The following is a 14,498-nucleotide window of genomic DNA, read 5'->3' as shown; positions in this document are numbered from 1 at the left end:
CTCTTATCTCCCAGGCTCGACCCATCACTTTTAAAAGACTGATGAAGCGCCGAGCCATATATCGATTAACACGATTGTTTTAAGCATTTATTTGCACTTTTTAATCAAATTATCTGGCGTAGTATGAATTCCACACCAAGGCACAACGCCAACAAACCTGGAGCCACTACCATGAAAACCAAACTGATCCTCGCCCTGACCCTCTCCGTCCTGGCCGCCAACACCTTCGCCGCCGATGGCTACGACCGCACTGGCACGGCTGCTTTCAACGACGCGGCTGTCGCTTCTGACGGTTACGACCACACCGGTTCTGCCTCTTTCGCGGCTGACGGTTTTGATCGTACGGGTGCTGCCAAAGTCGCTGCCGATGGCTCCGATCACACCGGCGCTGCCAAGGTTGCTGCCGATGGTTCTGACCGCGTGGGTGCCGCTCGTTTCAGCTGAAACCCGGCGCGACATCACAGCCCGACTTCGGTCGGGCTTAGTTGTGTCTGGAGTGGTTGAAAATCGACCAAAACCACAACATGTAGTGAAAAACATGGTTTTTTGGTTGTTTTTTGAGCAACACCTTTCAAGACTCTTTGCAGCTCAGAATTGCACACAATCTCGTCCACAAAACCCCGTCTATGGCTCTGCAAGCCCCGTCCCACCTGGCTTGCGCCGCAACAGCTACCCGTAACGGCGTGAACACCCCGGCCTCACCGTCAAAAACCAGCCGAAACAGGCGAAAAAAAAACTTCCTCCGCCAAAGCCCTGTAAACCCTCGCTCCAACCTGAAAACGCCCCTCGCCGAGCCCTCCAGGTGCCATTTCGCCGCACCACGGGGCCGAAAATTTCCTTATAATGCGGACTTAAACGGGCCTGCAATATTCCCTTACAGGGGTGAAAAGCCAGTCTGAAGCCCACGCAGAGCGGTTCGCGTTCTCTGCGCCCATCAGCGGCTTCGGAACACCCGTACAAAATTCTGTTTATTGCCTGCGTTGTACTGCTGCAACAAACGATTTCCTTTAGATCCAACGCGGCCAGAACCGGCCGTGTGAAAAACCAACCTATCAGTTTTCACACGGGCAATCTGGCCCTCACGCAGGAGACGACACGTCATGCTGAGCTGGGACGAATTCGACAAAGAAGATGACGGCGAAGTCGCTGTAAAAGGCGCCAATGCCGGCCACGCTTCTGAAGCCAACATGGACCGCCTCGACAGCGCCGGTGGTGCCGCCGCTCAAGAGGCCCGCGCCGTGACCGCGACGGACTCCGCCGCGATCGCCCGCGCCAAGGCTGCCCTGGATTCCCTCGACGTCGCCGAAGGCCTCGCCGAACTGGAAGGCGCCTCCGCCCGTGTAGCTGTCGATGAAAAGCGCATGATCAACTGCCGCGCCGACCTCAACCAGCTCGTGCCATTCAAATACGACTGGGCATGGCAGAAGTACCTGGACGGCTGCGCAAACCACTGGATGCCGCAAGAAGTCAACATGACCGCCGACATCGCCCTCTGGAAAAACCCGGAAGGCCTGACCGACGACGAGCGCCGCATCGTGATGCGCAACCTCGGCTTCTTCTCCACCGCCGACTCCCTGGTTGCCAACAACCTGGTCCTGGCCGTGTACCGCCTGATCACCAACCCGGAATGCCGCCAGTACATCCTGCGCCAAGCGTTCGAAGAGGCGATCCACACCCACGCCTACCAGTACTGCATCGAATCGCTGGCCATGGATGAAGGCGAAATCTTCAACATGTACCACGAGATCCCATCGGTCGCGAAAAAAGCCACCTGGGGCCTGAAATACACCCGTTCGATCTCCGATCCGAAGTTCGAAACCGGCACCGTCGAAACCGACAAAGAACTGCTGCGCAACCTGATCGCCTACTACTGCGTTCTGGAAGGCATCTTCTTCTACTGCGGCTTCACCCAAATCCTCTCCATGGGCCGCCGCAACAAAATGACCGGCGTCGCCGAGCAGTTCCAGTACATCCTGCGCGACGAATCCATGCACCTGAACTTCGGCATCGACGTGATCAACCAGATCAAAATCGAAAACCCGCACCTGTGGGATGCCGAGATGAAGGAAGAAGCGAGCCAGATGATTCTGCAGGGCACTCAGCTGGAGATCGAATACGCACGGGACACCATGCCACGCGGCGTACTCGGCATGAATGCGGCGATGATGGAGGACTATCTGAAGTTCATCGCTAACCGTCGTCTGTCGCAGATTGGTCTGAAGGAAGAGTATCCAGGGACGACTAACCCGTTCCCTTGGATGAGCGAGATTATGGACTTGAAGAAAGAGAAGAATTTCTTTGAGACTCGCGTGATTGAATACCAAACTGGTGGTGCGCTTAGCTGGGATTAATAGCCTAGCTCGCCACGATTTGACGATTGCAGCCTGAGTCGACAAGTCAAAAAAGCAAAGCCCCGATCTGATCGTCGATCTGATCGGGGCTTTTTGTTGGGGAATGAATGACTCTTTTCCTCCCTACGTAGCTATGCCAGAACTCCTACAGCACTTACAGCTACTTCCGCATTGATGCCCATTCAATGCACCTCTATGCTCCATTGCAGGTGCCTAAGAAACGCCCAACGTAAAAGCTACTCAATCACACAGTAATCACGCATGTCTCAAAGACATACGCACGACCTTGTGATTGAAGATACCGCTTGTTGGGATTTTCTTAAGTCCTCTACGTTGGGTTTTGGCCCTCTCAAAATTCACACGTAGAGGTAATGGATATGCCGACACAAAGCCCACTCCAGTCCTCCTCCGTTTCGGAGGTCGGTCATGCTTGATCTGTTCATTCCAACACGCTTCACACGTCACAACCTCCACCTACACGCTCTCCTTTTGGAAAACCAACCATGGTTCTGCGCCCGCGATCTGGGTCGCTTGATGGGGTTCCATCTGAATGATCGTGTGGTCAGCAAACTGGATGAGGATCAGCGGCATACGCTGTTGATTGAGTATCACGGCCAGCCGGAGAAGCGGCTGATGCTCAGCGAGTCCGGTGTGTATGCGCTGCTGGTGTATCACTACGCTCCGGGGCATCGGTTGTTGCGTGAGTGGTTGACTCATCAGGTGGTGCCGGCCTTGCGCGATGCGGGGCAGTCGAAGAACACGGATCGACCCATGTTGAGTTTGTTGGATTGGCCGGAGATGTCATTGAGTCTGTTGCATTGGCAGGATGAAGGCTGGATTCGGCTACGGGACATGCCTTATCTGTTGCTCAATCGAACGCGACGGCGGGTGCCGGTGGTTAAGCCTTGGTGGCGGAAAGTGGTGGAGGTGTTTCAGTCGTCGAAGCATTCGGTGGGTTAGAGCGACGGTGTATTTGTAGGATCGCTTGAGCGATGCGTCGGTCTTTTCTGTAGGAATTTTCGTAGACAGGTGTAATGGCCACTCAGTATCGTCCGAGGGTTTTCAACCCTCGGCGATTGTATGGACATCGAAAAAGAAAAGAATGACTGGAGCGACGAGGAGCTAGAAGCTGCGGTCGATGGCTACTTGAAGATGTTGGCGATTGAGAAAAGTGGTCAGAAGCTCAATAAGGCCCACGAGAATCGGCTATTACGCGAAGGTGTGCTGAGTTATCGCAGCAGAGGCTCTATCGAATTCCGGATGCGTAACATCTCCACCGAGCTTAGTGATTTGTGTCTGCCGTATATCATCGGATACCTACCAGCCAAACATCTTGGTGCGGGAGTAGCGCAACGCATTCGAGCAGCAATGATTGCAAAAGGTGCTTTCGATCCTGACGACTACGCACCTACTGCGGATGATCAAACGTTAAACGCCAAGGTTCTAAAGCTTGAGCAGCGCGAGTTGGTAGGCATTCCTCGCGGTATCGAAAGGCCACAACGGGTGAGTGGCACGACCTCTTCATTTCTACGCGATCCGTTGGTTAAGGCCTGGGTACTTCAGAATGCCAACGGGGTTTGCGAAGGTTGCGGTCAGGACGCACCATTCAAGCAGCCAAATGGATTGCACTTTCTCGAAGTCCACCACGTTAAGCACTTGGTCAACGACGGCCCGGATCGGGTGACCAACGCTGTAGCGCTGTGCCCGAACTGTCATCGTCGCTGTCACTATTCCAGTGATAGGAATGAGTTCACCGCTTCGCTTTATAAGAGGGTGGATCGGCTAGAGGATGAGTAGCTTAGCTAAACACTAACCGTGGCGAGGGAGCTTGCTCCCGCTCGGCTGCGAAGCAGTCGCCAGGCGAACAATCTGTCAGATACTCCGCGCTTGCCGGTTTTGGGGCCGCTTCGCGACCCAACGGGGGCAAGCCCCCTCGCCACAGGGATGGTGTCGGGCTTGATTGCTGTGGTGTTTTTGAGATTCGCGAGCAGGCTCGCTCCCACAGGATTGGTGTATTGCCGCAGATTTTGCGGTGAGTTGAAAACATTCAGTGCAACCCACCCCGCCTCCCGCTATTAATACCCCTTCCCCACTCAAGGACCCGAGCCCACCATGAAATTCAACCTCGCCTACTGCCTCAGCCTCGACGACAAACTGTCGATCTATGACGTGCGCGATTTGAATTTCGACGAAACCATGGATTTCGACTCCGCCAAGGAGCATTTCCAGTGCCCCAACGATGCCTGCCGTTCGGCGTTTGATGCCGCCAACGTGCTGGGAACGTTCAATGCCAAAAATGTGAACTACGTGCGCACGCCGCACTTCAAGAACATGCCCAGCACGCGGCATGTCGAGGGTTGTCCTTATGTCAGTCTGAAGACGCCGGCGTCGGGCCTGGAGGCGGACGGGGCGGAATCGGATGACAGTCGCGAGGAGCATTTTCCGTCGGAGTTGTTGCTGACTCGGCGTGAGTATGTGCGTAAGCCATCGAACCCGGCGGTGGCGGCGGATGTTATGCGGGACGATCCGAAACCCTCTTCAGCGGCCAGTGATGTCGAGCAGCCTAGCCGGGAGTCGGCGCCGGCCAAGACCAGTGTCTTCGCGCACCCGGTGGAGTGTTTTGTGTCGAACTTCGAGGACAAAGAGCTGCTCAAGCGCATGCCGCTGAAGATTGGCGAGCACACGGCGCCCTACGGGTCGTTCTTCAAGAAGATCGAGTACCTGCAGGACAACAAGGGGCTGATTTACTGGGGCAAGATCAAGGAGATCAAGGATTACACACAGAGTTTTCGCATCGATTTCGAACAGAAGGTCTGGTTCAAGCAACCGGACGAGGTGAAGAAGAAGCCTTATTCGGTCAACGTTTACCTGAGCAAGAAGCTGATCGACAACTACCGCAAGCGCAAAGCGTTTCTGGAAGAGATCAAGCACGCCATCGACAGTGAAGCAGAGTTGTACTGCTTCTTTTATGGCGTGACGCCTGAGTTGAAGCAGGTGCCGAGCAAGAAAAACCCCGAACAGACGTTCGGGGTGTTCAGTGCCAACATCGAGAACCTGGATCACTTCATCATTCGGGAAGCGTCGGGGTTGGTGGGCAAATAGTCATCGGCTCATCGTGCAGGATGTCGCTTTCAATAAAACCCTGTTTATTAGGTGGGCTTTGTAAGCTTATGGCATGATGCCACTAATCCTTTCCCTGATATCCAACCCCGATGAGCGCCCTGGCTGTGTCAGTGATTCCCCTACTGGTATGTGACGACTCCAACATGGCCCGTAAGCAAGTGTTACGGGCACTGCCGGCGGACTGGCCGGTATCGGTCACCGAGGCCGCTGATGGTCGCCAGGCAATGGAGGCCATACGCCGGGGTTTGGGGCAGGTGGTGCTGCTCGACCTGACCATGCCCCAGATGGATGGTTATCAGGTGTTGAGCGCCTTGCGCGCCGAAGGATTGAGGGCGCACGTCATCGTGATCTCCGGTGACGTTCAGGAAGAAGCGATACGCCGCGTGCGTGAGCTGGGCGCGCTGGCGTTCCTGAAAAAGCCTTTCGACGAAAACGAGTTGCGCCAGACACTCAGTCAGTTGGGGCTACTGACAGCACCCGGCCAAGCGTCGCTGGGGAGTCGGGCGGCAGCGAACACGGTCATCAGTTTTCACGATGTGTTCCGCGAAACGGTCAACGTTGCCATCGGCCGGGCGGCCGCCCTGATCGCCAAGGTGTTGGGCGTCTTTGTGCAGTTGCCCGTACCAAACGTGAACATCCTCGAAGTCGGTGAGTTGCACATGGCGCTGACCGATGCCAGCAGCTGCGAGCAACTCACGGCCATCTGCCAGGGTTTTATCGGCAGTGGCATCGCCGGCGAAGCTCTGCTGATGTTTCACGACTCGGAAATCGCCGACATAGCGAAGTTGATGCAGCGCCAGAGCACCGATTATTCGGACCTGGAAATGCTGCTGGACCTCTCCAGCGTTCTGATCGGTGCTTGCCTGAGCAGCATTGCCGAACAGATCGATGTGGTGTTTTCTCAGGGCCACCCACAGATTCTCGGTCAGCACGCGGCCATCGATGAGCTGATCCGGGTCAACCGCAAGCGCTGGAAAAAGACCCTGGCGGTGGAGATCAGCTACAGCCTGGAAGGGCATGATATTCGTTTCGACCTTTTGTTGTTGTTCACGGAAGATTCAATCGAGCGGTTGACTCACAAACTCGCCTACTTGATGAACTGAGCCATGAACGATCCTATCGATCTGAACGAGTTTCACTGGTTGCTGGCGATCGTCCAGAGCATCGACGTCGGTGTGGTGGTGCTCGACCGCGACTACTGCGTGCAGGTCTGGAACACCTTCATGGAGAATCGCTCCGGGGTGCAGCCCAAGGACGCTCACAATCAGAATATCTTCAGTCTGTTTCCCGAAATCGACCGCCAATGGTTCAGCCGCAAGGTGGAAAGCGTCGCTACCCTGGGCACGCCAGCGTTCACTGTCTGGGAGCAGCGTCCCTATTTGATGCGGTTCAAGAACTACCAGCCGATCACCGGCCAGGAAGAGTTCATGTACCAGAACACCACGCTGTTACCGCTGCGCTCCACCGACAGTAAAATCAACCATATCTGCCTGGTGATCTATGACGTCACCGACGTCGCCACTAACCGGCATCAGCTCCAGGCCGCCAATGCGCAACTGCAGCAACTCTCCAGTACCGATCGACTGACGGGCCTGTACAACCGCGGTCATTGGGAAGAAAGCCTGAAAGTCGCCTATGCCCGGCACCAGCGCTATGGCAATGCCACCAGCTTGGTGATGTTCGATATCGACCACTTCAAGCGGGTCAACGACACCTATGGTCACCAGGCAGGCGACAAGGTCATCGAGCAAGTCGCCGGGCTGGTCCGCGAGCATGTGCGCGACACCGATTTGGCCGGGCGTTATGGCGGTGAAGAGTTCGGTGTGGTGCTTTCGGACACCGACAAGACCAGTGCAGTTTTTTTCGCCGAGCGTCTGCGTAAGGCAGTTGAAAGACTGGAAGTGTTGCACAACGGCCAGAGCATCCGTTTCACCATCAGCCTGGGGGTAGCCGACTTGAGCCAGCTCTCGATCAACCACACCGATCTGATCGCCTGGGCGGACCAAGCGCTGTATGCGTCGAAGAAGGCCGGGCGCAATCGGGTGACGGTGTATGAATAGATAAAGAGTGGTTCATGAATGCTGGCCGCTTCGGTGCAGTTGAAGATCAGCATCCTGGGCTCATCAAGAGGTCTGCCGTTATTTAACCCATATTCCAAACATCACTAAAAGCAGCAAACCAATATAAACCCGCGCATGCACCCGATCCGGTATCCGCCCGATCCACGGCGTGGCCAGCCGAATCCCCACCAGCGACCCAACTGTCAGCACCGTAAACGCCAGCACATCCACATAACCGACAAACCACGGCCCCAGATCAAACTCGGTAAACCGGGCCATGACCATATAGGTCAGCGTTCCGGCCAAGGCCACAGGCAGGCTCAATGGATTAGCCATGGATGTGGCTTGCGACATGCTGAGGCCACTGCGTCTTAGCAACGGCACGGTCATGACGCTGCCGCCCACCCCAAGAAACGTGGCGATAGCGCCAATTCCCACCCCGCCACCAGACACTTCTGCCCCGCCCAATCGCCGTGGGATGACAGCGTCAGACGGTGTAAGAAAACCGCGCCTGAACAAGCAATCCAAAATGGTCACGCCCAGGTAAGCGATGAAGGAAAAACGAATCAGCTCACCACTCGCCCACATCGCGGCACTAGCTCCGACGATCGCGCCCAAGCCGATAAACCCACCCAACGGCCACAGGTAATGGCGGATGAGATTGCCCGCGTGGTGATGTTTTCTGGTGGCGATCAGTGCATTGACGATCATCACGCAGGTCGAGGTGGCCACGGCAATGTGCATCGCCGATTGGCTGATGGGGTCGTCGATGCCGTGGCTGGCTGTGAGCATGCGGTACAGCAAGGGCACGACGACGAAGCCGCCGCCAAAGCCGAACAGCACGGCGGTGATGCCGGTCATGCAGCCGAAGAGTGCCAGCAAGAGGTAGAAGAACATCGCGCATCGTCCGTGGGTTGAGAGTGGCCGACGATAGAACGATGGGGCTTGGCCTGCTTCAGCAAGTCAGCCAATAATGTTTGCGTTTACGCCAACCGTTGGATGCCGCTCGATGCGCAATATTTCGATTGATCTGCTGGACGACACGCCACGGCCGGTGGTGGCCATCGGTACGGATTACCCCGACGGTCATCGGTTACCGCGTCATACCCATCGGCGGGCGCAGTTGTTGTACGGCGCCACAGGGGTGATGCAGGTGAGCACGCTCGACGGCAATTGGGTGGTGCCTCCGCAGCGGGCGGTGTGGATTCCGCCGGGGGTGGCGCATGAGGTGTTGATGCTGGGGGTGAGCACCCGCAGTGTGTATATCGAACCGGGGGCGGTTGATCTGGGCAATCGTTGCCAGGTGATCAGTGTTTCGCCGTTGATGCGGCATTTGTTGATGGAAGCGGTGGAAGTTGCGCTGGAGTACGACGAGGCCGGGCGCGATGGTGCGTTGATCGACTTGTTGCTGCACGAATTGGCTCGTAGCACTCATTTGCCGTTGCACATTCCGCTGCCGATGGATTCGCGGTTGCTCGGGTTGTGTCAGACGTTTCTCCAGCAACCGAACGCTCACCAATCGCCGCAACAATGGGCCGATCAGTTGCATATCAGTTTGCGTACGTTCAATCGCCTGTTCCGCCAACAGACCGGGCTGAGTTTCAGCCAATGGCGGCAGCGGGCCTGTGTGGTGCTGGCCTTGGCGCGACTAGCGGTGGGCACACCGGTGACGCGCATTGCCCTGGATTTTGGCTATGAAAGCCCGGCGGCGTTTTCGACCATGTTCCGTCGGGTGCTGGGACAGGCCCCATCCGTTTGGTTGGAGGGGACGAAATGACCACTAAAGCCATCCGCGAACAATGCACCGCGATTTTTCAGGTATTACGCGTCATCGTTCTTCGTGGGCAAGTCGGATCGCCGCACCGCTCGCTTCTACAGGTTCTGCACCAGGCGGATGATTGTCTTGACTGCCTTGTTCTGACAGCAACTCAAAACTCTGCTCCTTCACATCCTGGGAATCCAGGCCGATTTGCACCCGGAACTCGCCCGGTTCGGCGACGTATTCCAGTTGGGAGTTGAAGAATTTCAAGTCGTTCTCATTAATGCTGAAGTGGACTGCTTTCTCCTCGCCGGCCTTGAGCATGATTTTTTGAAAGTTCTTCAGTTCTTTGACCGGACGGGCGACGGAGGCAACGACATCGCGGATATACAGCTGAACCACCGTTTCGCCGTCACGCTGGCCGGTATTTTTCACCATGATGCTGGCGACGAGGTTGTCGGTCTTGTTCAGCGTGGTCGAAGACAGGGCCATGTCTGTCAGGCTGAAATCGGTATAACTCAGCCCATAGCCGAAGGGGTAAAGCGGCCCATAAGATTGATCGAAATATTGCGACGTGTAGTTGCGAAGCGCACCCGGCAGGTACGGACGGCCGGTGTTCAGGTGGCTGTAGTAATTGGGGATCTGCCCCACGGAACGTGGAAAGGTGATGGGTAATTTGCCGGACGGGTTGTAGTCACCGAACAATACATCGGCAACGGCGTTGCCTCCCTCGGAGCCGCTGTACCAGGTTTCCAGGATCGCATCGGCCTGTTTCTGTTCCTTGCCGATGGAAAGCGGCCGACCGTTCATCAATACCAGTACCAGCGGCTTGCCGGTGGCTTTCAGGGCGGTGATCAATTCACTCTGGCGCCCAGGCAGATCGAGGCTGGTTCGGCTGGCCGCTTCATGGGACATGCTGCGGGGCTCGCCCACCACGGCAATCACAACATCGGCTTGCTGTGCAGCCTTGACGGCTTCGTCAATCATTTCTGCTGCCGGACGAGGGTCGTTGGCGATTTCGGACACACCCTGGTATTCCAGGTATTTAACAACTTCCTGATCCTCCTCGAGATTGGCGCCTCGGGCATAGATCAGCGAGCCCTGGTTCATCGCGCTTTTCAGCCCGTCGTAAATCGTCACCGATTGCGCGGGCACACCGCTTGCAGACCAACTGCCCATGATGTCGACGGCACTTTTTGCCAACGGGCCGATGAGCGCAATCGTGCCTTCTTTTTTCAGCGGCAAAAGCCCGTTTTCATTCTTCAGCAGCACCAGAGTCTTGCGCGCCACTTCACGGGCCTGCGCTCTGTGCAGACGGTTTTCGGCGTTGTTATCAGCAGCGCTTTCACTGGCAGCGCCGAGGCGCCGGTAAGGGTCTTCGAACAGCCCCATGTCGTACTTGGCACCCAGGACTTCCCGCACGGCGTTATCAATCTCGCTCTGGGAAACAACGCCAGACTCAAGCAGCCCTGGTAACTCCGGGCCATAGGAGGAGTCGTTCATGCTCATATCAATGCCGGCCCTGATCGCGAGCCTGGCCGCGTCGCGAGGATTGCGCGCAACACCATGCTGAACCAGATCGGTTACCCCGTTATGGTCGCTGATAACCAGTCCCTTGAAGCCCCACGCTTTACGAAGCAGGTCTTGCATCAACCAGGTATTGGCCGCCGCCGGCACACCATTTATCGAGTTAAGCGCTGCCATGACGGCTCCCGCGCCACCCTCGATCGCCGAACGATAAGGTGGCAGGTAGTCCTGGTACATTCGGGCCAGGCCCATGTCGACGCTGTTGTAGTCGCGCCCTCCCTCGACAGCCCCATACAACGCAAAGTGTTTGGCGCTGGACATGATGCTGTCGGGCGCGTTCAAGCTTTGGCCCTGGTAGGCCTGGACCATCACTCTGGCAATGCGTGAAACCAGATAGGTGTCTTCACCGAAGCCTTCGGACGTACGCCCCCAGCGAGGATCACGGGCGACATCGATCATCGGCGCAAAGGTCATATCGATACCGTCCTCACTGGCTTCTTTCGCCGCCGTTCGACCGCTCAACTCGATGGCGTCCATATCCCAACTGGAAGCCAAGGCCAGGCCGATGGGAAAAATGGTTCGATGACCGTGTATCACGTCCCAACCGAAAAACATCGGTATTTTCAGGCGGCTCTGTTGAGCTGCGTCCTGCATGGGACGGTTTACGTAACGGCTCACAGAGCCATACGTCCCCCCGATGCGCCCGGCAGTAATCTCCTGGCGAATCCTTTCGGGAGTCATGTTTTCATCGATAGCAATCAGCCGCAGTTGGCCGATTTTTTCGTCGAGGGTCATCTGATTGATGAGGTTGGTGACAAAGGCATCTTTGCTTGGCGATGCCATGTCGGCCAGGACGGGCAGAGTTGTAAAGCTGATCAGGGCACATAGCAGACGTAGTCTTTTCATGATTCCCTTCCCCGCATAACGCTGTGGCGCACTGCTTTTGAAACGCCACCTTTCCTGCATTGAAGATCAGAAGGCTGACGTTCAATCATTTGGAGCTTTCAGGAAACCGCCTAGAGACAGCGTAGTCGGTCCAACGCCCCTGCCTGTGCGAAAAAAAGAATCGATCAAAAAATGAGTTTGATCCGAGTGCAAAACAACTGTACAAAAACACAGTACATTTTCGAATCGCCACGCTCGATCCCCGGAGAAAACCATGGCCTCTCTTGCAATGAAAATCACCCTGGAACGCATCGCCCTCTTCCAGTTCACCCCCGCCCACTGCGCCCAGGCACGAGCGATGCTGGGTTGGAGTGTGGAAGACTTGTCCAAGGAATCCGGGGTTTCCGTTGACGCCATCCAGCGATTCGAAGCGGAGCGAAATGTGCTGGATGTCACGCGGCTGGCGTTGGCGTATCGGTTTGAATCGCAAGGCCTGGTGTTCTTCCCGGGGTTTGCACCGGGCCGAGGGATGAATGTGAAAGGGTCGACGCCGGACCCGGTGGGGCGGGCGGATTATGCGATGGTTGAGTGAGGTTTCAGCAGATGCGGGCCAAAGCCGAACACGTTATGAAAATAGGCATGCTCCTCGAAACCGGTCGGCTGAGTAAGGCTGAGGCTGCCCATAGGCTCGGATTGTCTGAGGAGGAACTGAACGAAATACTCCGTGGAGAATGTTGCGATCTGACCGTGGCAAAAATCTCGGAATATACAAACCTGTTACCGGACGAACGCAAATAAAAAAACGGGGCGCTTGCACAGCAAGCGCCCCGGCAGCACAACATCAAGCGTTCTGCACTGTTGCCTGATCGCTTACACCTTCCACCCCCAGCCACCACGCGCCACCACGCTGTGGATACATCACGTTGAACGCCTCGCCCATTTGCGGCGTGGTGATCGATACGTTCCGTTCCCAGGCCAACGCCAAAATACGGTCGAAAGGTTCGTACCAGGCGTGCATCGACAGGTCGAAGGTGCCGTTGTGGATCGGTAGCAACCAGCGCCCTTTAAGGTCGATGTGCGCTTGCAGGGTTTGCTCGGGCTGCATGTGCACGTGAGGCCACTCGACGTTGTAGGCGCCGGTTTCCATGAGCGTCAGGTCGAACGGGCCGTACTGCTCGCCGATGCGTTTGAAGCCGTCGAAGTAGCCGCTGTCGCCACTGAAGAAGATCCGCGTGTCGCCGTCGATCATCACCCACGACGCCCAAAGGGTGCTGTTGCCGTCGAACAGACCGCGACCGGAAAAGTGCTGCGAAGGTGTGGCGACGAATTGAAGGCCATCGACCTCGGTGCCCTGCCACCAATCCAGTTGCCGCACTTTGCTGGCGTCGATGCCCCACTTGATCAGGGTGTCGCCCACACCCAGGGGTGTGAGGAAGAAGCGGGTCTTGTCCGCCAGTTTGAGCACGGCCTGATGATCGAGGTGGTCGTAGTGATCGTGGGACAGGATCACCGCTTCAATCGGCGGCAGATCTTCAAGGCTGATCGGCGGCTGGTGGAAACGCTTGGGGCCGGCCCATTGCACGGGAGAGGCGCGTTCGGCGAAGACCGGGTCGGTGATCCAGAACTTGTCCCGCAGCTTGAGCAGAACCGTGGAATGGCCCAGGCGATAGACGCTGTGGTTGGGCGCGGCGATCAATGCCGCCTGGGTCAGGGTTTGCACCGGAACGGGGGCCGACGGCCGGGTGTCGTGCGGTTTGTTGAAGATGAAGTTCCACAGGATGCGCAAGGTTTTGCGAAAGCCTTCGCGCTGCACCGGCACATGGTTTCGGTACTGCCCTTGAGCCTGTCGGGACGCTTCAGGCGTTGAGGCGTTGTTCGCTGGGGAAGTTGAAGTGGCCATGACTGAATGACTCCAGAAAAACCGCACAATTAACGATTTTCCGCTTGGGACGATAAATGGCCAAGGCACGCACGCATCAGCCGAAGATTCTATTTCTCACCGTGCAGGATTAACACAACATTACACTGCACAGTGTAGTTTCTAGGTTGCATCAAAGCCGATCACAAGTAAACTACCGAGTGTAATTCTCTACTTCTTCCTGCCGAAGCGTACTTATGACAGCTCCACAGCGCCTCACCGACCGAAAACGCGAAGCCATCATCCAGGCGGCGATTGCTGAATTCCGTACCAACGGTTTCGACATCACCAGCATGGACAAGATCGCCGCCACCGCCGGCGTGTCGAAGCGCACGGTGTACAACCACTTCCCGAGCAAGGAAGAGTTGTTCGCCGAAATCCTCAATCAATTATGGACCCGGGTGACAGCCGAACAGGAAACGGCCTACCGCCATGACCTGCCCCTGCGCGATCAGCTGCGCCTGATGTTGCAGGCGAAACTGCAGATGCTGGCCGATGACAATTTTCTCGACCTGGCGCGGGTGGCGATCGCCGCCACCATCCACTCTCCCGAGCGTGCGCAGAACATGGTCGCCCGAATGGGTGAGCGCGAAGAAAGTTTGACGGTGTGGATTCGTGCCGCCCAGGCCGATGGCCGATTGAAACCCGTCGCGCCTGAGTTCGCCGCGCAACAGATTCATGGATTGCTCAAGTCCTTTGCGTTCTGGCCGCAGATTTCCATGGGCCAATCGGGCCTGTCGCCTGAAATGCAGCGCACAGTGGTGGAGTCGGCGCTGGACATGTTCCTGGCGTGTTATGAGTGCTGAATCAAGCTGCAAAAAATGACAATGTCCGCCGCTTTATCGCTGATCGGTCGCTCTGAATAAGAACCCCAT

Annotated in this window: 13 protein-coding genes; 10 read left to right on the top strand and 3 right to left on the bottom strand. The window is 56.5% G+C overall.

Annotation, left to right across the window (positions count from 1 at the left end; genetic code table 11):
- Window positions 1–171 precede the first annotated feature (171 nt).
- The 7 genes from PMI21_RS23080 (at window position 172) to PMI21_RS23110 (ending at window position 7,534) form a co-directional block, all read left to right on the top strand.
- Entirely contained in the window at window positions 172–444 is a 273-nt protein-coding gene (locus PMI21_RS23080) for a hypothetical protein (RefSeq protein ID WP_007934890.1), read from the top strand.
- Window positions 445–1,100: 656 nt separating this feature from the next.
- Complete coding sequence (locus PMI21_RS23085) at window positions 1,101–2,351, top strand: ribonucleotide-diphosphate reductase subunit beta (RefSeq protein ID WP_007934889.1); 1,251 nt, start codon at window positions 1,101–1,103, stop codon at window positions 2,349–2,351.
- Window positions 2,352–2,777: 426 nt separating this feature from the next.
- The gene (locus PMI21_RS23090) at window positions 2,778–3,311 is read left to right on the top strand and encodes a BRO-N domain-containing protein (RefSeq protein WP_007934888.1); all 534 of its coding nucleotides are present in this window, start codon (window positions 2,778–2,780) and stop codon (window positions 3,309–3,311) included.
- Between the two features lie 120 nt (window positions 3,312–3,431).
- Window positions 3,432–4,148, top strand: a complete 717-nt coding sequence (locus tag PMI21_RS23095; RefSeq protein ID WP_007934884.1) for an HNH endonuclease — start codon at window positions 3,432–3,434, stop codon at window positions 4,146–4,148.
- Between the two features lie 315 nt (window positions 4,149–4,463).
- A complete protein-coding gene (locus tag PMI21_RS23100; RefSeq protein WP_007934868.1) occupies window positions 4,464–5,453 on the top strand; it encodes a hypothetical protein in 990 nt (329 codons plus the stop codon).
- A gap of 110 nt (window positions 5,454–5,563) precedes the next feature.
- A complete protein-coding gene (locus PMI21_RS23105; protein ID WP_007934865.1) occupies window positions 5,564–6,577 on the top strand; it encodes a response regulator in 1,014 nt (337 codons plus the stop codon).
- A 3-nt stretch (window positions 6,578–6,580) separates the two neighbouring features.
- Entirely contained in the window at window positions 6,581–7,534 is a 954-nt protein-coding gene (locus PMI21_RS23110) for a sensor domain-containing diguanylate cyclase (protein WP_007934862.1), read from the top strand.
- 78 nt (window positions 7,535–7,612) lie between these two features.
- Here PMI21_RS23110 and PMI21_RS23115 read toward each other — a convergent pair whose 3' ends face one another.
- Window positions 7,613–8,431 (bottom strand): sulfite exporter TauE/SafE family protein, encoded by an 819-nt coding sequence (locus tag PMI21_RS23115; protein ID WP_007934860.1) that lies wholly within the window; start codon window positions 8,429–8,431, stop codon window positions 7,613–7,615.
- Between the two features lie 112 nt (window positions 8,432–8,543).
- Between PMI21_RS23115 and PMI21_RS23120 the strand changes: the two genes are divergently transcribed.
- Window positions 8,544–9,311, top strand: a complete 768-nt coding sequence (locus PMI21_RS23120) for an AraC family transcriptional regulator (RefSeq protein WP_007934858.1) — start codon at window positions 8,544–8,546, stop codon at window positions 9,309–9,311.
- A gap of 51 nt (window positions 9,312–9,362) precedes the next feature.
- Here the strand turns inward: PMI21_RS23120 and bglX are convergent, their stop codons facing one another.
- Window positions 9,363–11,726 carry a beta-glucosidase BglX gene (gene bglX / locus PMI21_RS23125; RefSeq protein ID WP_007934856.1) on the bottom strand — a complete coding sequence of 788 codons (2,364 nt, stop codon included), beginning with the start codon at window positions 11,724–11,726 and terminating at the stop codon, window positions 9,363–9,365.
- Between the two features lie 253 nt (window positions 11,727–11,979).
- Between bglX and PMI21_RS23130 the strand changes: the two genes are divergently transcribed.
- Window positions 11,980–12,297 (top strand): helix-turn-helix domain-containing protein, encoded by a 318-nt coding sequence (locus PMI21_RS23130; protein WP_007934854.1) that lies wholly within the window; start codon window positions 11,980–11,982, stop codon window positions 12,295–12,297.
- 249 nt (window positions 12,298–12,546) lie between these two features.
- Here the strand turns inward: PMI21_RS23130 and PMI21_RS23140 are convergent, their stop codons facing one another.
- Window positions 12,547–13,605, bottom strand: a complete 1,059-nt coding sequence (locus PMI21_RS23140) for an MBL fold metallo-hydrolase (RefSeq protein ID WP_007934850.1) — start codon at window positions 13,603–13,605, stop codon at window positions 12,547–12,549.
- Window positions 13,606–13,820: 215 nt separating this feature from the next.
- Here PMI21_RS23140 and PMI21_RS23145 point away from each other — a divergent pair, with 215 nt between their 5' ends.
- Window positions 13,821–14,429, top strand: a complete 609-nt coding sequence (locus PMI21_RS23145; protein WP_007934848.1) for a TetR/AcrR family transcriptional regulator — start codon at window positions 13,821–13,823, stop codon at window positions 14,427–14,429.
- Window positions 14,430–14,498: the final 69 nt, after the last annotated feature.

This window comes from Pseudomonas sp. GM18 (assembly GCF_000282195.1).
Classification (GTDB): domain Bacteria; phylum Pseudomonadota; class Gammaproteobacteria; order Pseudomonadales; family Pseudomonadaceae; genus Aquipseudomonas.
The sequence above is the reverse complement of the archived record's forward strand: the minus strand, read 5'-3'. Positions and strand labels throughout refer to the sequence as shown.

Excerpts from the sequence above, each read along its gene's own strand:
- PMI21_RS23095 (WP_007934884.1), top strand. The coding sequence starts at position 3,432 with ATGGACATCGAAAAAGAAAAGAATGACTGGAGCGACGAGGAGCTAGAA.
- PMI21_RS23100 (WP_007934868.1), top strand. The coding sequence starts at position 4,464 with ATGAAATTCAACCTCGCCTACTGCCTCAGCCTCGACGACAAACTGTCG.
- PMI21_RS23120 (WP_007934858.1), top strand. The coding sequence starts at position 8,544 with ATGCGCAATATTTCGATTGATCTGCTGGACGACACGCCACGGCCGGTG.
- PMI21_RS23115 (WP_007934860.1), bottom strand. The coding sequence starts at position 8,431 with ATGTTCTTCTACCTCTTGCTGGCACTCTTCGGCTGCATGACCGGCATC.
- PMI21_RS23090 (WP_007934888.1), top strand. The coding sequence starts at position 2,778 with ATGCTTGATCTGTTCATTCCAACACGCTTCACACGTCACAACCTCCAC.
- PMI21_RS23080 (WP_007934890.1), top strand. The coding sequence starts at position 172 with ATGAAAACCAAACTGATCCTCGCCCTGACCCTCTCCGTCCTGGCCGCC.
- PMI21_RS23145 (WP_007934848.1), top strand. The coding sequence starts at position 13,821 with ATGACAGCTCCACAGCGCCTCACCGACCGAAAACGCGAAGCCATCATC.
- PMI21_RS23085 (WP_007934889.1), top strand. The coding sequence starts at position 1,101 with ATGCTGAGCTGGGACGAATTCGACAAAGAAGATGACGGCGAAGTCGCT.
- PMI21_RS23130 (WP_007934854.1), top strand. The coding sequence starts at position 11,980 with ATGGCCTCTCTTGCAATGAAAATCACCCTGGAACGCATCGCCCTCTTC.
- bglX (WP_007934856.1), bottom strand. The coding sequence starts at position 11,726 with ATGAAAAGACTACGTCTGCTATGTGCCCTGATCAGCTTTACAACTCTG.
- PMI21_RS23105 (WP_007934865.1), top strand. The coding sequence starts at position 5,564 with ATGAGCGCCCTGGCTGTGTCAGTGATTCCCCTACTGGTATGTGACGAC.
- PMI21_RS23140 (WP_007934850.1), bottom strand. The coding sequence starts at position 13,605 with ATGGCCACTTCAACTTCCCCAGCGAACAACGCCTCAACGCCTGAAGCG.
- PMI21_RS23110 (WP_007934862.1), top strand. The coding sequence starts at position 6,581 with ATGAACGATCCTATCGATCTGAACGAGTTTCACTGGTTGCTGGCGATC.